Consider the following 18,366-nt stretch of genomic DNA (forward strand, 5'->3'; position numbering starts at 1 on the left):
ATTCCTTATTTACATAAAAATCAGGAATTAAAATTACCTTTTGATACATAAACTACTTTTTTAGTATCAAAAAATTCTTCATCAAAATAGTGTTTAAGATTGAAAATTTCACATTTAATTCCAGCCAGTTCTTCTGCAAGATCACCACCTTTTAAATATAAAATCCCGTTATGTTTAGGGTTAAACTGTTCTTTTTCAAACTTTCCTTTCAGCCATCTTAGGAATTCCGGCATCTGGGTCACCGCTCTGCTGACAACAAAGTGGAATTTTTCTTTCAGTTTCTCAGCTCTTCCATGAATAGCCGTTACATTGGTTAATCCTACTCCATCCGCTACAGCCTGTACCACACTGATTTTCTTACCAATAGAATCAATCAAAGTGAATGTGGTCTCAGGAAACAGAATCGCTAAAGGAATTCCGGGAAAACCTCCTCCGGTTCCGATATCCAAAACTTTAGTTCCGGGAGCAAACTCCATCACTTTTGCAATTCCCAAAGAGTGCAGAATATGTTTTTCATACAGCGACTCCATATCTTTTCTGGAAATTACGTTGATCTTTTCATTCCATTCATGATACAGATTTTCCAATTGAGAAAACTGTTCTTTCTGTTTTTCAGTAAGATCCGGGAAATATTTTAATAGTAACGATGCAGACATGTGAATTATTATAAACCGCAAAAATAAGTTTTATTTCTCTTGTATTCAAATCTACTTTTCCTGATCCGGCCGTCTATTCCACTTTTCTGCAAAATCCATCATTTCGCAATTCCCGGAATTACAGGCACACCGAGGTTTCCAGACCCGCTGATGGTCTGTACAGCAAAAATATAATTATCCTTCGATAAAGGAACTTTAATAGAAAGTCCTGTTGTAAATATTTTTTTCTGCCATACCGCACTATCCGTCTCCCGGGCCAGTACATAATATCCCATTGGCGTTCCGGATGCCGGCTTTTCCCAGTGAAGCGTTGTGGAATTAGTCAATTCTTTAACATCCATTTCTACCTTCTCAGGTTTTGAAGTGGATTTTGCAAGGTTGGCCAAGACCGCTATATTGGCAGAAATATTTTTCTTCAGATATTTAAAATCTATAAATTCCGGAAGATCACCATATTGTTTATTATTTTCCACTCTGATATCCTGATGCTGATGATCATAATTTTCATAATATTCGGTAAGTCTTACAGAAGGAAATCCATTATTGACAAAGCTGGTATGATCGCCTCCACGCAAAAATCTGTCATTCCGGTAGATCAGTTTTATTTCAAGTCCTTTAACATATTGTTCTGTGATTTCTTTGATATATCTTGCCAGCTGTCTGGATTCGCTATCATTTTCAAAACCAAGATTCCTGATTGTCATTGCTTTTTTATCCAGATCTTTGTAAGGCATCCCTTCACTGAATACGCGAAGTGTCCGGGTATTGATTTCTCCTGTTTCACCCGCTTTGGGATTACCAATCATATCATTATTCAGGACAGCTTCCAGCTGCAGATTTTCTCTTTTTATTTTTTCCGCCAGCTGTCTGGAACCCAATAATGATTGCTCTTCACCGGAAAATGCCACAAAAATAATGGATGCCGGAAAAGAAGATCTGCTCAATATTCTGGCAGATTCTATAACAGCGCTTACTCCACTGCCGTCATCATTAGCTCCTGGCGCTGCTGAAGTTCTGTTCATGACATCCGTTACCCTTGAATCCAGATGTCCTCCGATCAGGAAAATTCTTTTATCGTTCGGATCGGTTCCTTTCAGAAAAGCAACTGCATTCCCAAGATTAACTGTTTGATCAATTCTCCTTCCGTCCGGCTGAATATCTTCCTGCTGAAGGTATACTTCCATTCTGCCTCCGGAATTTTTGGCGTAATCCTTGAATTTTTTAATCACCCAGTTTCTTGCAGCTCCTATCCCCTGTTTGGGATCATCTGTCGCACTTAAAGTATGCCTGGTTCCAAAACTCACCAGTTTACCGATATAAGATTTTAGGGAGTCTTCATTCACCTGAGTGACATATTTTTTCACTTCAACATCTTTTGAAAGCCGCTGAGAAAAAACAGAACATGAGATCAGTAGTAAAAAAACAGAGTATTTCATTGGATAGGTCTTAGATTGTTTAAAGATACAAAACCCAAAAGTTAAGAAGTATTTTTTTATTTTGATTATACTCTTTACCAATTAATATTTACCCAACTGCCCAAAAAGGATATAATGATTTCGAAACAGGATAAATTTGGTTAAAACCTGACAAAAATCTTCAAAGCAACCCCACTTTTATTATCCTCACAAGACGTTTTTATTATATATTTGTTAAAATTCAAAAAAATACAATGGACAAACTTTCAGATAGAGTAAAAAGATTAGGATACTCCCAGACATTTGTAATGTCAAACAAAGCCAGAGAAATGAAAGCCAGCGGAATAGATGTGATCAGTTTAACTCTTGGCGAACCGGATTTTGACGTTCCGGACAATATCAAACAGGCCGCTTTCGATGCTATCAATCAAAATTACAGCCACTATTCTCCTGTTCCCGGATTTCTGGAATTGCGTGAGGCTATTGCTTATAAATTAAAAAGAGATAATAACCTGGAATACAAACCTACGCAGATCTGTGTTTCAAATGGAGCAAAACAGGCTATTATAAATGTTCTGGCAGCCATTATCAATGATGGTGATGAAGTTCTTCTTCCCGCTCCATATTGGGTAAGCTATGATGAAATGGTAAAAATGATGGGTGGAACTTCCGTGATGCTCCCTACCTCTTATATTACTGATTTTAAAGTGACCGCAGAACAGCTGGAAGAAGCTATTACAGAAAAGACAAAAGCTGTACTTTTCAGCTCACCATGTAATCCTTCAGGAGGATACTACACGTATGACGAATTAAAATCCATTGCAAAAGTGATTGCCAAATATCCTCAGATAACGGTAATTTCCGATGAGATTTATGAATATATCAATTACGAAACTAAAACCACATCTATCGCTCAGTTTCCTGAAGTTTATGAACAGACTGCCGTAATCAACGGAATGTCAAAAGCATTTGCTATGACCGGATGGAGAATCGGATACTCTGCATGCCCGGAATGGCTGGCAAAAGCTTGTGAAAAAGTACAGGGACAGATGACCAGCGGAGCTAATACAGTGGCACAGAGAGCCTCTATTGTTGCCCTTAAAACAGACCCTTCCGAATACAGATATATGATTGATGCTTTCAAAAAAAGAAGGGATATTGTCTATGATTTAATCAAAGAAATTCCAGGATTCAAGGTGGTGCTTCCAAAGGCTGCCTTCTATTTCTTCCCGGATATTTCACATTATATTGGAAAAACCCTGGATGGAACAGAAATTAAAAACTCTGATGATTTTGCAATGTTCCTTCTGGAAAACGCTCATGTAGGCTGTGTGGGTGGATTCTCTTTCGGAAGCCCTGAATGTATCAGATTCTCTTACGCTGCTTCTGAGGAAGACTTAAGAGAGGCTATGAAACGAATTAAAAACTTATTGGAGAAATTCAATTAACAAACTAATAATCAAAAATAAAACACGACAGCAATGAATCTGTTAAAAAAACTAACCATCGCTACAAGCATTGCCGCTGCAAGTTTTGCAGGATACGCTTTTGGCCAGGATTTCCAGTGGAAAGAAGCTACTTCTAACGGCTACAAGTACAAATTCGTAACCAATGACCCTACTTCCGCAAGGTATTACACCTTAAAAAACGGATTAACGGTTATTTTGAGCCCTACCAATAAGGACCCGAGAATTCAAACGTATATTGCAACGAAAGCAGGAAGTAAAACTGATCCAGCAGACCACACCGGTCTTGCCCATTATCTGGAACATATGCTTTTCAAAGGAACGAATCAGTTCGGATCTAAAGACTGGGCCAAAGAAAAGCCTCTTTTGGACCAGATTGACGCTCTTTACGAAAAGTACAACCAGACTAAGGACGAAGCCAAAAGAAAAGAAATCTACAAAGAAATCGACAGGGTTTCAGGAGAAGCTGCCAAATTTGCAATTGCAAATGAATACGATAAAATGATGGCTGGTATGGGAGCTGACGGAACCAACGCCTTTACCTCTTTTGAACAAACGGTGTATACAGAAGACGTACCATCCAACGTTCTTGACAAGTTCCTTGCTGTACAGGCTGAAAGATTCAGAGAACCTGTTCTGAGACTCTTCCACACAGAGCTTGAAGCTGTATATGAAGAAAAAAACAGATCTCTTGATGACGACGGAGATAAAGTTTTTGATACCATGTTTGCCAACCTTTTCCCTAACAACAATTACGGAAAACAAACAACTATCGGAACGATAGAACATTTAAAAAATCCTTCTCTGCATGCTATCAGAGAATATTATAACAATTATTATGTTCCCAACAACATGGGAATCATTATGTCCGGAGATTTTAATCCGGATGAAGTAATTGCAAAGATTGATAAGGCTTTCTCGTACATGAAGCCTAAGACAATCCCTGAATATAAAGTAGGACAGGAAAAACCAATTACAGCTCCCATTACAAAAGAAGTGGTAGGTCCTAATCCTGAAAACGTAATGCTTGGTTTCAGATTTCCGGGAGCGTCTACCAAAGATGCAAGAATGCTGAATCTTGTTGGAAATATGTTGACCAACGGACAGGCCGGATTGATCGATCTTGATCTGGTAAAAAAACAAAAATTACTCGGTGCTTACGCAGGGTCTTATGCTTTAAAGGATTATTCAGTTTTACTTTTACAAGGAAAACCAACTGAAGGACAGTCTTTGGACGAAGTAAAGAACCTTCTTCTTCAGGAAATTGATAAATTAAGAAAAGGAGAATTTTCCGATGATCTGATTCAATCCATCGTGAACAATGAAAAGAAAGGGATTATCCAGAAAGATGAAAAATATTCGTCAAGAGCAAGTATTCTGATGGATGAATTCACTTCAGATGTTGACCACAAAGCATCGTTGGAATATGTTGATGAAATTTCAAAACTTACGAAAAAGGATATCATGGATTTCGTATCCAAATATCTGCAGAACAATAACTACGTTGCAGTTTATAAAAGAAAAGGAGAAGACAAAAGTATTGTAAAAGTGGACAAACCAACGATCACACCGGTTTCCGTTAACAGAGAAGATCAGTCTCCTTTCTTGAAAAAAATTGACGAAATGCCTGAAAACCCTATCGCTCCGGTATGGTTAAATTATGATAAAGACATCGCTAAAAACAAATTGGCTGATGTGGACGTACTTTCTGTAAAAAATACAGACAACGCCCTGTTCAGAATGTATTATCATTTTGATTCAGGAAAATGGAACAACAAAATCCTTCCATTGGCAGCAGAATATCTTCAGTATTTAGGAACCAAAGATAAATCTTCCGAAATCATCAGTAAGGAATTCTACAAACTTGCCTCAAGTTTCAATGTGAGTGCAGGAAATGAAGAAACTTATGTATCACTGGAAGGTTTAAATGAAAACTTCGGTAAAACGATTGCTTTATTTGAAGATTTGATTAAAAACTGTCAGGCAGACCAGGCTGCTCTTGATGCTTACAAAGTGAGATTGAAGAAAGCCAGAGCCAACGCAAAACAGAATAAAGGAGTAATTATGTCCGGATTGAGAAGCTACGCACAGTATGGCGCTCAGAATCCTTTCAATAATGTGTTGAGCGATGCAGAGCTTGATGCATTAAAAGCAGACGATCTGATCAATGTTCTTCATGACTTGTTTAATTTCAAACATAAAGTATTATACTATGGTCCAAAATCAGGAAACGAAGTAGTGGCAGCTCTGAAACCTGTTCACAAACTTCCTGCAACCCTGAAAAATCTTCCTAAGTCTAAAACTTTTGCCCAGATCCCGACTGATAAGAATAAAGTATTATTTGCTCATTATGACATGGTACAGGCTGAAGTGTTCTGGGTAAGAAACTCTGACTCATACAACCCTTCTACTACTCCTACCGTAAGTTTATTCAATAACTATTTCGGAGGCGGAATGGGATCGATTGTTTTCCAGACGATCAGAGAATCAAAAGCGCTGGCTTATTCTACGTATTCTTATTTTGCCCTTCCAAGCAAAAAAACAGACAAGGATATGGTAATGGCTTATGTAGGAACACAGGCAGACAAATTCAATGAGTCTACAACAGCAATGAACGAGCTTTTGACTACTCTTCCAAAATCTGAACAGTTATTCGAAACAGCGAAAAGCGGATTGAAAAAATCAATTGCTTCTGAAAGAATTACTCAGGACGGAATCATCTTCTCTTATCTGAAATCCCAAAGACTTGGAAACAATTTTGATATGAGAAAGAATGTCTATGAACAGGCACCGAAATTGTCTTTTACAGATATCAATTCTTTCCATGATAAGGAAATGAAAAACAAGAACTACACCTACTGCCTTGTTGCTTCTCAAGACAAAGTGAATGAAGCAGATATGCATAAATTAGGCGAAGTAAAAAAACTTAATTTAACTGAAATATTTGGTTATTAAAATAAACAAAAAGCCCTGATATCAGGGCTTTTTTATTTCACAACACACCAAAAACAATTATAGATTTTATTTATCGATATTTGTTTGTTCGATAGATGAATCTTTTATATATTTGCATAAGAAATTTAAATATAAAAACAGAAAATTATGTCTTTAGTAGGAAAAAAATTCCCAAATTTAACAATCGACGCAATGTCTGAAATGGGTGACGATCTAAGAATCAACATCCTTGATGAAGCAGTAAACAACCAGCAAAAAGTTCTTTTATTCTGGTACCCTAAAGATTTCACTTTCGTATGCCCTACTGAGCTTCACGCTTTCCAGGAGGCTTTAGGTGAATTCGAAAAAAGAAACACTAAAGTAATCGGTGCATCTTGTGATACTAACGAAGTACACTTCGCATGGCTGAACACACCAAAAGATAACGGAGGAATTGAAGGAGTAACTTACCCACTTTTAGCAGATACTCACAGACAATTGGCTAACACGTTAGGAATTGTTGATCAGGATTTCGAATACAATGAAGAAGGAGAAGAAGTTTTCACAGGGTCTAACGTAACTTACAGAGCGACTTACCTTATCGATGAAACTGGAAAAATCTTCCACGAAGCGGTAAACGATATGCCTCTAGGAAGAAACGTAAAAGAATTCTTAAGATTAATTGACGCTTACACGCACGTTCAAAAACACGGTGAAGTATGCCCTGCAAACTGGGAAGAAGGAAAAGACGCTATGAAAGCTGACAGAACTTCTACAGCAGAATACTTAGCAAAAAATTAATATCTTAATTTAAATACAACAATGTAACAATCTAACAGTATAACAATTTTAAAAGTCTTTTTTTGAATTGTTAGATTGGTCAATTTTTAGATTGTTACATTGTTTATTTTTTAAAAATAAACTTATGTACACAGAATTAACCGAAGATACATTACAAAATATAGTTAACGACAACGAAAAAGTAGTTGTTCAATATGGCGCAACATGGTGCGGAAACTGCAGAATCATGAAGCCAAAATTCAAAAAATTAGCCTCTGAAAATGACACTATTCCATTTTTATATGTAGATGCTGAGAAGCTTCCTGAAAGCAGAAAATTAGCAAAAGTAGACAACTTACCTACTTTCGCCATCTTTAAAAACGGAGAATTGGTCAACCAGGTTCAATCTAACCAAGCAGAAAGTTTAATTAACCTTTTTAACGAATTAGCATAATGAAATTACCCGTAATCAGACAGTTTTATCAGAATCAGACTCCTGAAAATCTTGAAAAAACATTAGAAGTACTGGAAAGCTTCTGTGAATTCAGAGGAACAAGCGAAGAAGACTTAAATGTTGCAGGAGAATTGATTACCAACATCTGCGGAGCTTTAGAAGTTCACGCTAATGTACAAAGCGGAATGAGTGAAAAAGATGCTTTAAACTCTTTTGCTCAAAAGGTTTTAGGATCAATCGACAAATAACATCTTTCAATTATCCTTAATCAAAAGACTGCAAAAACACAAACTATACAATACCTGAGGTTTTCCTCATTACTATACTTTTTTCTATTCTTTAAGAATTTTTTATTTCAACTAAAATGTACTTCAAAGGACCTTAATCCGTCACATGAGGCTGGAAGTTGTATGAAAATCCGTCAAGAATAACCAATTAAAATCCCGGTGATATTTTCATCAGGATTTTTTGGGTTTACTTCTGAAACCACTAATAATACAAATGATTTTCACAAATATCACCAATAGAATATTACCAATCCATTCATCAAAATAACATGCAATCGTTTGTGTTAATCTTTGAAATCAGCAGAATACTTATAAGTTTTGGCTAAAGCCGTTGGAAGATATCTATACAATATAAAACGGGCTGAAGCTCACTCCTATTGATCTTATTGAATTCATGTTATTCGTGAAAACATTTGCGAACTTTGTATTTGATTTTTCAAAACCACAAGTAACACAAATATTCTTTCACAAATAACAAAAATAAATATACACAAGCATCCGTGTCAATCTGTGGAATTTGTGGGATACTTATAAGTTCCGGCGAAAGCCATTGATGAGGCTTTATTTAAAGTAAAGAGACTAAAGTCCATTCCTATTAAATTTGTGTTATCCGTGAAAGCATTTGTGCCATTTGTGTTTAATCTTAAAAACCACTAATAACACTAATATCTTTGCACTAATTTCACAAATAGAAGATGTGAAATTTATCCATCAAAACATACACAATTATCAATATCAATCAGTTAAATCCGTTGTTATAAAGTTCCGGCGAAAGCCATTGATGAGGCTTTATTTAAAGTAAAGAGACTAAAGTCCATTCCTATTAAATTTGTGTTATCCGTGAAAGCATTTGTGCCATTTGTGTTTAATCTTAAAAACCACTAATAACACTAATATCTTTGCACTAATTTCACAAATAGAAGATGTGAAATTTATCCATCAAAACATACACAATTATCAATATCAATCAGTGAAATCCGTTGTTATAAAGTTCCGGCGAAAGCCATTGATGAGGCTTTATTTAAAGTAAAGAGACTAAAGCCCATTCCTATTAAATTTGTGTTATCCGTGAAATCATTTGTGCCATTTGTGTTTAATCTTAAAAACCACTAATAACACTAATATCTTTGCACTAATTTCACAAATAGAAGATGTGAAATTTATCCATCAAAACATACACAATTATCAATATCAATCAGTGAAATCCGTTGTTATAAAGTTCCGGCGAAAGCCATTGATGAGGGTTTATTTAAAGCAAAGAGACTAAAGTCCATTCCTATTAAATTTGTGTTATCCGTGAAAATCATTTGTGCCATTTGTGTTTAAAAATATCTGTATAAAAAAATCCCGATGAAAATTCACCGGGACTATTATTTAAAAGCTAAAATAACTTATCAATTAGTTTCTTCTGCTCATCAGAATATTTAGGATATACCAGAACAAAAGCATAATGGAAGCAAAAAGCTGCAAGGCTGCTCCAACATATTGGTTGGTACCATATGAATCTTTCAGTTTACTGGTCTGATATAAAATGGTAGCCGAAGCAAGGATTACCATTCCTACTGAAAACCACAGCCCAAGGTTAAAACCAAAGATCATTCCTCCAACAATCAGTCCGATTGAAATAAATCCTCCGATTACAATGATATTTCTTAAGAAAGAAAAGTCTCTTTTAGAGGTAAATGCTACTGCTGAAATACCCGCAAACATAGCAATTGTTAAGGTAGCAGCCTGGAAAATCACATTAGCTCCCCCTTCAATATTTGTTGCAATAAAAAGCAGAGGCATAAAGATAACTGCTTCCAGCAAGATATAAAATCCTAATCCCAGATACTGAGTGGATTTACTCTGTGAAAGAGACCATTTTGAAGCCAAAACAGAAGCTAACCAGAAAACTCCAATGATCAGCAACCAGATATACCTCTGACCGAACATCATTGCAATCAGTTCTGCCGGAACAGTTTTTAATAATATCGTTTCAACTCCAATAAAAGCAAGAATCGATAAAGCAACATGCAAATACGTCTTCTTGTAAAAATTCGCTTTCTCCACATCCGAAGAATGAGCGACTAAAACATCTGTCATCATAGTTAATATTTTTTATTTAATCGAAAATAAGTTTATTTCGCAGGCAATACTCCTAAAATCTTTCCATCATCTTCAAATACAGCTGTAATAGCCTCTTTGGAAGATGATTCTCCTACGTATTTATATTTAATACTCGGATGATTCAAGCCATCCATTGTCTTGTAATATCCTGCTTTTAAGATTTCAAGCTTTTTATTGGGATCAATGCCATCTTTAACTTTTTTAAGAACATTATCCGTTACAATTTCCTTCACTTTCTCAGAAAGCAATTCATCAATCGTCTTACGGTCAGAAGCCTGTAAAGCATCAATAAACTTAAGGAAGTTATCGTTATACAAACTGATCTTTTCCTTACTTATACTGGCCTGCTGCTCTTTTTTGGGACTATTTTCAACCTTTGCACCCGTTACTTTCTGTGCAAAAATCAACTGTCCACCTACAAGAGCAAGTCCGAGCAATAATTTTCTCATAGTATTCATTTTTGTTCTGGTGAAATAAGTGATGGAATATACGAAAATCAGACCAGTTCTAAAAATTTCATTGTATCTACGTTATCAGCGTAGGTATCCAGGCCTGGATTTTGTGCTTCACCAAAAGCTATTGCATTCAATCCTGCCTCTTCTTTTGCTACTACACATTGAATATTTTCTTCATTTTCTGCAATAAAAGCTTTTACATCATCCAAAGATTCATATCTGCTGAAATTAATTACAGAAAGTGGGCTGAACAGTTTATCATCTTCTTTCAGCATCACAAAATTATTATCCCAGAATTTATCCTGATTTAAAAGATAAACAGCTCGGTTATAGTCATAATTGTTGGCATATTTATTATGATTGATAATATCTTGGAAACCTAAGAAGCTTTCAAACAGTCTGTCAATCACAAAATCTTTCGGAATAAAAACTCTCGTTACATTTCTGCATCCTAGTCCAAAATACTGAAAAATATCTTTTGCTAATAACTGCAGTTCCTCATTCGTTTCATCACCCTTCAGTACAGCAACAGAAGTTCTGTTTTTGCGGATAATACTTAAATGATTTTTAAAATAATATTCAAGATATCTCGCAGTATTGTTACTTCCTGTAGCAATAACGGCATCGAAATTTTCTAATTTTTCTACAAATTCAAAAGTTACATTTTCATTAGAAAATACTCTCCATTTCTTTAATAAAAACGGAATCATATACTTATCCTTTGAAGACAGCTTAATCACAGGAATATGATTGCTCAAAACAACAGAAATCACATCGTGAAACCCTACCAAAGGGATATTTCCGGCTAAAATAAGTCCAACTCTTTTTGAAATTTTAGAGATGGAATAATTTCCAAGCCAGTTTTTGATATTCTCTTCAGTCAAAAGATCCGTCCATTGCTGTAAAGCAAATTTCTGATTATCAATGGTAAACCACGGATTCTCTATTTCAGATCTTTTTAACAATAATTCAATATCAACATCATCTTCATTGTGATCTTCCGGTTTCTTCGCTAAAAACGCTTTTATATAATCACTTAATTTAATAAGTCCTAAAACTTGATTTTCGGTATTCATAATTACTTTAAAATTGGGGAATATTTTGTAATTTTGTGCAAATTTAAAAAAAATTAGCGATGGCTATTAAAATAACTGATGAATGCATTAACTGCGGGGCTTGTGAACCGGAATGTCCAAATAATGCAATATATGAAGGAGCTGTAGATTGGAAAGCTTCTGACGGAACGGCTCTTCAAGGTACTATTACGATGCCGTCGGGACTTACTGTAGATGCCAACGCTCCACAGGAACCTGTAAGTGATGACGTATACTTCATTGTAACTGATAAATGTACAGAATGTAAAGGATTCCACGAAGAACCTCAGTGTGCTGCTGTATGTCCTGTGGACTGCTGCGTACCTGACGAGGATCACGTAGAATCAGAAGATGCTCTTCTTAATAAAAAAGCATTCTTACACGGCGAATAAAAAAATTCCGTCTCATGATCTGTGAGGCGGCTTTTTTTGACCCAAACTCTCATTTAACCAAAAATAAAGCAGAAGGAATGTAAAATCCGGAAGCATCAAAAAAAATAAAATATGAACAAAAAGCACAACTTCAGCGCAGGACCATGTATTTTACCTCAAGAGGTATTTGAAAAATCAGCACAGGCTATCCTGGACTTTAACGGTATTGGATTGTCTCTTCTTGAAATCTCCCACAGAAGCAAGGATTTCGTTGCTGTAATGGATGAAGCGCGTGCCATTGTAAAAAGATTGATGAATCTTGGTGATGATTATGAAGTACTTTATTTAGGAGGAGGTGCCAGCCTGCAGTTTGCAATGGTTCCTTACAACCTGATGAAAGTAGGTGGCAAAGCAGCTTACCTGGATACAGGAACATGGGCAGCCGGAGCCATCAAAGAAGCAAAAAAAGTAGGAACGGTAGATGTAGTAGGCTCTTCAAAAGAAGAAAACTATTCTTTTATTCCTAAAGACTATACGGTAGGTGCAGAATATGATTATTTCCACTGTACTTCCAACAACACAATCTACGGAACTCAAATGAAATCTTTCCCTGAAGTGGATACGCTGATGGTATGTGATATGAGTTCTGATATTTTCTCAAGACAACTGGATTTCTCTAAATTTGATCTGATCTATGCCGGCGCTCAAAAGAATATGGGACCTGCAGGAGTTACTTTGGTAGTGATTAAAAAAGAAATCCTTGGTAAAACAGGAAGAGAAAATATGTTTTCTATCCTGGATTATTCTCAGCACATCGCTAAAGAATCTATGTACAATACTCCACCGGTATTCCCTGTATACGCTTCTTTACTTACCCTTCAATATCTTGAAAAAAACGGAGGAATTGCTGCTGCAGAACAGAGAAACGAAGCCAAAGCCAAGCTTTTATATGATGAAATTGACAGCAATCCGTTATTTGAAACTTTCTGCGTAAAAGAAGACCGTTCATTGATGAATGTTTCTTTCAAAATTACAGATGAAAGCAAGAAAGAAGAATTTGACAATGCATGGAAAGCTGCAGGTATCAGTGGATTAAACGGACACAGAAGCTTAGGCGGATACAGAGCAAGCTTATACAATGCCTTACCTATTGAAAGTGTACAGGTTTTGGTGGATGTAATGAAGTCAATAAAATAGCTTATATTAGGCGACCGAAAAAATAAAAAGATATCAGACAACAGATGTCGGATAACAGACCTCAAAATCTAGCTTCTGACATCTTCAATCTAAAATCTGTAATAAAATAACTCATGAAAGTTTTAGCAAACGACGGAATTTCAAAAGCAGGAGAAAATGCTCTAAAAGAAGCCGGAATTGAAATTCTGGACAATAGAGTGGCTCAGGATCACGTTATTAATTTTATCAACGATAATAATGTGGATGTTCTTCTGGTAAGAAGTGCAACGAAAGTGAGACAGGATCTGATTGATGCATGCCCGAACCTTAAAATTATCGGAAGAGGCGGTATCGGAATGGACAATATTGATGTGGAATATGCCAAAAGCAAAGGCATTAAAATAATCAATACGCCTACAGCATCATCAAAATCAGTGGCAGAATTGGTTTTCGGACATTTCATTTCACTGGCAAGATTCCTTCACGAATCGAACAGACTCATGCCTTTGGAAGGAGAAACTCATTTCAACGCCATGAAAAAGTCATTCAGCAATGCGTATGAACTTTCAGGAAAAACATTAGGAGTAATCGGCTTTGGAAGTATTGGCCAGGAAGTCATCAAAATAGGAATTGCTTTAGGAATGAAAGTAACCGTTCTGACAAGAAGCCCTAAGACAGAACTTCTTACGCTGAATTTCTTCGATGGACAATCGGTAAACTTTGAAATCACTTCCACCAATGATATGGATGCATTCCTTAAAGATGCAGATTTCATCAGTATCAATACGCCGAAAACGAACGAGTATATTATAGACACCCCTCAGTTTGAAAAAATGAAAGATGGAGTCTATATTGTAAATACTGCAAGAGGAGGTGTCATCAATGAAGTGACATTGATTGATTTTATCGAGTCAGGAAAAATAGCCGGAGCCGCTTTGGATGTTTTTGAAAACGAACCCAATCCGGAACTCCCTTTACTGATGAATCCCGCATTATCACTATCTCCTCATGTAGGCGGCAACACAGTGGATGCGCAAGAAAAAATCGGTATCGAACTTGCAGAACAAATTATTAAGCTACAAAAAGAAACTATAAGATAAATATGCCTGTTTTTAAACCTTTCCGTGGAATAAGACCTCATAGAGACTTTGAGAGTACTTTCCCTACCCATCCACTGGATAATTTCACCCAGGAAGAGATTGCAGAGAAAGCTCAAGTTGAAAATACTTACATCAATATGATTAAACCCTATGTTGTAAGTAAATCTAAAGATATTGACCGGAACCTGCGAAAGATTCGTTCTACATTTGAAGAACTTCTGGACGAAAAGAAATTGGTCCAGGACAACTCTGCCTATTATCTTTATGAGCAGATCTATCCAAACAAACAGGTGTTCAGAGGACTTCTGGGATTAGCTAGCATCGAAGATTTCTGGAGTGGAAAAATCAAAAGACATGAAAGTACCATTCCTCAGAAAAAGGAGAAACTGGCGCATTACCTTGAAAAAGTAAATCTTCAGGCAGAACCTGTACTTCTTACCTACCCTGCCAATTCAAAAATTGAATTGCTGATGAACCATGAGGAAAAAAATGTTCCTATCTTCAATCATGTGGATTCTATTGGGATCAGACACAAAATATGGAGAATAGACAACCGTCTGAAGCTGCAGCAGTTTAAAGAAGTAATCGATCAGATTGATTCATTCTATATTGCAGACGGTCACCACAGAATTGGTTCCACAGCTATAAACGCCAAATACCACAAGGAGAAAAACAAAAAGCATAATGGTACAGAGCTTTACAACTTTGTATACAGCTTTATTGTCTCCAATCAGTCGATTAAGATTCATGATTATAACAGAATCTTACATGACCTGAATGGCATCGCTCCCGAAGACTTCCTGAAGGAACTTGATAAATATTTCCTTATTCACGAAAAAGGAGAAACATCATACTACCCTTCTCAGAAATTCCATATTTCAATGTATATGGATGGGAAGTTCTACTCTCTTCACGTGAAGCACGATCTTCGTTCCAAAGAAATGTCTCTTGACAATCTGGATCACCATCTTCTGGACAAATATATTTTCAAAAACATCCTGAAAATTGAAGATCCGGATAGCTCTGAGCTTATTTCTTATGTAAAAGGAACTTCCAATATCAACGGGATCAACCTTTTAAAAGAAAAAGTAGACAGCGGTGAAGGAAAAGTAGGTTTCGGAATTTATCCTGTAAGTTTTAATGATATGATTAAAATTTCAGACTTAAAATTAAGTATGCCTCCGAAATGTACATTCATTGAGCCCAAGTTGATTACAGCCCTGTTAATGTACGACATGAAACCTTAATAAATTACTAATTTTTCCCTACTTTTATCAACGGAAAAGATAAGTAAATAAAAAATGAAAAAAATATTCATTATACTTCCACTCTTTTTGAGTGGATTTTTATTTTCTCAGAAAAAGCCACAAAAAAATCCTGCAAAAAAAGGTACTGTTGCCAAATTCAATTATCATGATGAGTTCAGAAAAATTTCAGATGAAATTATGACCAATGGTAAGGCTTATGATAACCTCGGAGAACTTACCAAAGGAATAGGATCGCGTTTCAGTGCAACTCCAGGCTATGCAAAGGCTGCGGAATGGGCAGAAAAAAAATTCAAGGAAATTGGTATTAATATGATCTGGAGGCAAGAAGCCAAAGCTCCTGTCTGGATCAGAGGAAAAGAATCTTTACAGATAAAATCAGAAAACGGAGACTGGAAAAATATCAGAATGCTGTCCTTTGGAAATTCTGAAGGAACAGGCGGAAAAGATCTCGTAGGTGAAATTGTTTTAATCAATTCCACTTCAGAACTGAACGCAATGTCAATAGGCCAGTTAAAAGACAAAATAGTTTTCGTAAATGTACCTATGGATCCGAAAATTATCAATACCAGTGATTCCTATTTACTGACGGCAAAATCAAAATTAATTTCGGCTTCCGTTATTGCTAAAACAGGCGCAAAAGCATTAATTATACGATCATTAACAACCGCTAATGATGACACTCCTCATGCAAAAATGATTTACTACGAACCAGATGATAAAATTAAAATTCCGGCTTTATCAATTGGGGTAAAATCTGCAGATGAGCTGGAAAAAATAATAAAAAAACAAAAAGTCACGGCTAAAATCAACATGACCGCCGAATCAAAAGGAGATACAACAAATCCCAATATTATTGCTGAAATTGGCGGCAAAAAAGATTCTAAAGTAATCGTTTTAGGTGCTCAGCTTGATTCATGGGATTTTGGCGAAGGTGCAATTGATGATGGAACAGGCGTTGTGCAGTGTATTGAAGTGTTAAGAACGCTAAAAGCACTTGGATATGAAAATAACCATACCATCCGCGTGGTCTTGTATGCCAACAGTGAAAACGGAGGACAAGGCCGTGAAATGTATGCTGCTTATGTAAAAAAGAAAGACGAAAAACATGTATTTGCCCTAGGAACAGATGCCGGAGGTTATTCTCCACGAGGGTTTTCGTTAGACATGTCACCTCAAAGAAGAAGATTGGTTTTTCCATGGAAAGAATATTTTCTTCCTTACGGGGTTTATGATTTTGACCAAACAGAGGCTATTCAGGATATTTCACCTTTAAAAAAACTCGATATTCCTTTAGCTGAGCTTGTTGTAGACACCCAAAGATATTTCGACTACCATCATTCCGAACAGGATACTTTCGACAAAGTGAACAAAAGAGAGCTTCTTCTCGGAGCAGTGGCAATGACACAGATGATTTTTATGGTTGATAAAAACTGGTAACAATGAAAAAGATATTAGGAACCTCATTATTGCTTTTTGGAATGGCTGCTTTTGGCCAGTCTACAGAAGATTCTATCCAATTCAAAAAGATTTCCACTGAAATTCTGAACAATGGTAAAGGATACAATGAACTGAAAGAACTCACCAAAAATATCGGACATCGCCTAAGTGGTTCTGAAGCCTATGAAAAATCAGTACAATGGGCAGCTCAGAAACTTCGTGATGCCGGAGCTGATAAAGTATGGCTTCAGGAAGTGATGATTCCGGTTTGGGTAAGAGGAAAAGAATCACTGCACATTCAAACCTCTAACGGAAAATGGAAAAGTCTGAAAATGCTTTCCCTTGGAAATTCTGAAGGAACCGGAGGAAAAGATCTCTCCGGTGATATTATTATGGTGAAATCACTGGAAGAATATGATCAGCTTCCCGCAGAAAAAGTAAAGGGTAAAATTGTATTTTTCAACTATCCTTTTCATCAGGAAAATGTACAGACATTTATTTCTTACCGTGACGCAAGTCCTTACAGAAGAACAGCGGCTTCATTGACCGCTCAAAAAGGAGGTAAATTTGCCATCATCCGGTCGCTTTCTTCTGCTTTCGATGATGTTCCTCATACAGGAAACATGCGCTATGAAGAGAATACTTCAAAAATACCGGCCGTCACTATAGGAAATACCACTGCTGATGAGCTGGAAGTTCTTTTGAAAAATCAGAAAGTCACTGCTAAACTCAATTCCAATTGTGGAATGAAAGGGGAAAAACGCTCCCACTCCGTGATCGGAGAAATCACAGGCAAAAAAGATCAAGACGTAATTGTTGTCGGTGGACACCTGGATTCCTGGGATGTGGGCGAAGGCGCTCATGATGACGGTGCCGGAATTGTACAGAGTATTGAAGTATTAAGAACCTTTAAAAAATTAGGAATTCAGAATAATCATACCATCCGTGCAGTTTGTTTTGCCAATGAAGAAAATGGAACAAAAGGCGGCAAACAATATGGTAAATTTGCCAAAGAAAACAATGAGAAACATCTTTTTGCCATAGAATCAGACGCAGGAGGATTCTCACCACGAGGAATTTCTCTGGAAATGAATGAAACTCAGAGAAATCAGATCAAAAGCTGGGTCAGCCTGTTTCTACCTTATGGAGTGTACAACTTTGAAGGTAAATATTCCGGATCAGATATTGCTCCGCTCCACGAAATGGGAGTACCCACGGCTGAGCTGGTACCCGATCCACAGCGTTATTTCGATATTCACCACACGGAAGAAGACACTTTTGAAAAAGTCAACCGAAGAGAGCTTTTATTGGGTTCTGCGGTAATGACACAACTTATTTATATGATTGATAAAAATTGGTAAACA

16 protein-coding genes are annotated in these 18,366 nt (G+C 36.5%); 11 read left to right on the forward strand and 5 right to left on the reverse strand.

What is annotated here, in order from left to right; genetic code table 11:
- Window positions 1-20: 20 nt before the first annotated feature.
- Together rsmG and JOE44_RS06120 are read right to left on the reverse strand one after the other, a co-directional pair.
- Window positions 21-656: a 16S rRNA (guanine(527)-N(7))-methyltransferase RsmG gene (rsmG, locus tag JOE44_RS06115; protein ID WP_105682638.1), complete on the reverse strand. Its 636-nt coding sequence runs from the start codon at window positions 654-656 to the stop codon at window positions 21-23.
- A gap of 98 nt (window positions 657-754) precedes the next feature.
- The gene (locus JOE44_RS06120) at window positions 755-2,092 is read right to left on the reverse strand and encodes a M20/M25/M40 family metallo-hydrolase (protein WP_209784792.1); all 1,338 of its coding nucleotides are present in this window, start codon (window positions 2,090-2,092) and stop codon (window positions 755-757) included.
- Between the two features lie 233 nt (window positions 2,093-2,325).
- Between JOE44_RS06120 and JOE44_RS06125 the strand changes: the two genes are divergently transcribed.
- The 5 genes from JOE44_RS06125 to JOE44_RS06145 all read left to right on the forward strand — a co-directional run bounded on the left by JOE44_RS06125 (window position 2,326) and on the right by JOE44_RS06145 (window position 7,953).
- Window positions 2,326-3,519, forward strand: a complete 1,194-nt coding sequence (locus JOE44_RS06125) for a pyridoxal phosphate-dependent aminotransferase (protein WP_209784793.1) — start codon at window positions 2,326-2,328, stop codon at window positions 3,517-3,519.
- 33 nt (window positions 3,520-3,552) lie between these two features.
- On the forward strand, window positions 3,553-6,492 hold the full coding sequence (locus JOE44_RS06130; RefSeq protein ID WP_209784794.1) for a M16 family metallopeptidase: 2,940 nt from the start codon (window positions 3,553-3,555) through the stop codon (window positions 6,490-6,492).
- Between the two features lie 147 nt (window positions 6,493-6,639).
- Window positions 6,640-7,272, forward strand: a complete 633-nt coding sequence (locus JOE44_RS06135) for a peroxiredoxin (protein WP_047098363.1) — start codon at window positions 6,640-6,642, stop codon at window positions 7,270-7,272.
- Window positions 7,273-7,396: 124 nt separating this feature from the next.
- On the forward strand, window positions 7,397-7,705 hold the full coding sequence (locus JOE44_RS06140) for a thioredoxin family protein (RefSeq protein ID WP_105682642.1): 309 nt from the start codon (window positions 7,397-7,399) through the stop codon (window positions 7,703-7,705).
- The gene (locus JOE44_RS06145; RefSeq protein WP_123939986.1) at window positions 7,705-7,953 is read left to right on the forward strand and encodes a hypothetical protein; all 249 of its coding nucleotides are present in this window, start codon (window positions 7,705-7,707) and stop codon (window positions 7,951-7,953) included. Before JOE44_RS06140 ends, JOE44_RS06145 begins: the two co-directional genes overlap by 1 nt.
- 1,437 nt (window positions 7,954-9,390) lie before the next feature.
- Here the strand turns inward: JOE44_RS06145 and JOE44_RS06150 are convergent.
- The 3 genes from JOE44_RS06150 to JOE44_RS06160 are packed head-to-tail and all read right to left on the reverse strand — an operon-like array spanning window position 9,391 to window position 11,632.
- Window positions 9,391-10,080 carry a Bax inhibitor-1 family protein gene (locus JOE44_RS06150; RefSeq protein WP_209784795.1) on the reverse strand — a complete coding sequence of 230 codons (690 nt, stop codon included), beginning with the start codon at window positions 10,078-10,080 and terminating at the stop codon, window positions 9,391-9,393.
- Window positions 10,081-10,112: 32 nt separating this feature from the next.
- A complete protein-coding gene (locus JOE44_RS06155; RefSeq protein ID WP_245169720.1) occupies window positions 10,113-10,550 on the reverse strand; it encodes a peptidylprolyl isomerase in 438 nt (145 codons plus the stop codon).
- Window positions 10,551-10,597: 47 nt separating this feature from the next.
- Window positions 10,598-11,632 (reverse strand): acyl-CoA reductase, encoded by a 1,035-nt coding sequence (locus JOE44_RS06160; protein ID WP_209784797.1) that lies wholly within the window; start codon window positions 11,630-11,632, stop codon window positions 10,598-10,600.
- A gap of 59 nt (window positions 11,633-11,691) precedes the next feature.
- Between JOE44_RS06160 and JOE44_RS06165 the strand changes: the two genes are divergently transcribed.
- From JOE44_RS06165 to JOE44_RS06190, 6 genes are all read left to right on the forward strand, one after another.
- A complete protein-coding gene (locus JOE44_RS06165; RefSeq protein ID WP_105682647.1) occupies window positions 11,692-12,042 on the forward strand; it encodes a 4Fe-4S dicluster domain-containing protein in 351 nt (116 codons plus the stop codon).
- Between the two features lie 111 nt (window positions 12,043-12,153).
- On the forward strand, window positions 12,154-13,218 hold the full coding sequence (serC, locus tag JOE44_RS06170) for a 3-phosphoserine/phosphohydroxythreonine transaminase (RefSeq protein ID WP_209784798.1): 1,065 nt from the start codon (window positions 12,154-12,156) through the stop codon (window positions 13,216-13,218).
- Between the two features lie 113 nt (window positions 13,219-13,331).
- A complete protein-coding gene (locus JOE44_RS06175) occupies window positions 13,332-14,297 on the forward strand; it encodes a D-2-hydroxyacid dehydrogenase (RefSeq protein WP_209784799.1) in 966 nt (321 codons plus the stop codon).
- A gap of 2 nt (window positions 14,298-14,299) precedes the next feature.
- A complete protein-coding gene (locus JOE44_RS06180; protein WP_209784800.1) occupies window positions 14,300-15,544 on the forward strand; it encodes a DUF1015 domain-containing protein in 1,245 nt (414 codons plus the stop codon).
- 54 nt (window positions 15,545-15,598) lie between these two features.
- Window positions 15,599-17,002: a M28 family peptidase gene (locus JOE44_RS06185; RefSeq protein ID WP_209784801.1), complete on the forward strand. Its 1,404-nt coding sequence runs from the start codon at window positions 15,599-15,601 to the stop codon at window positions 17,000-17,002.
- A gap of 2 nt (window positions 17,003-17,004) precedes the next feature.
- Window positions 17,005-18,363 (forward strand): M20/M25/M40 family metallo-hydrolase, encoded by a 1,359-nt coding sequence (locus tag JOE44_RS06190; RefSeq protein ID WP_209784802.1) that lies wholly within the window; start codon window positions 17,005-17,007, stop codon window positions 18,361-18,363.
- Window positions 18,364-18,366: the final 3 nt, after the last annotated feature.

It is taken from the genome of Chryseobacterium sp. PvR013 (assembly GCF_017833095.1).
In the GTDB taxonomy this organism is placed as follows: Bacteria; Bacteroidota; Bacteroidia; order Flavobacteriales; family Weeksellaceae; genus Chryseobacterium; species Chryseobacterium culicis_A.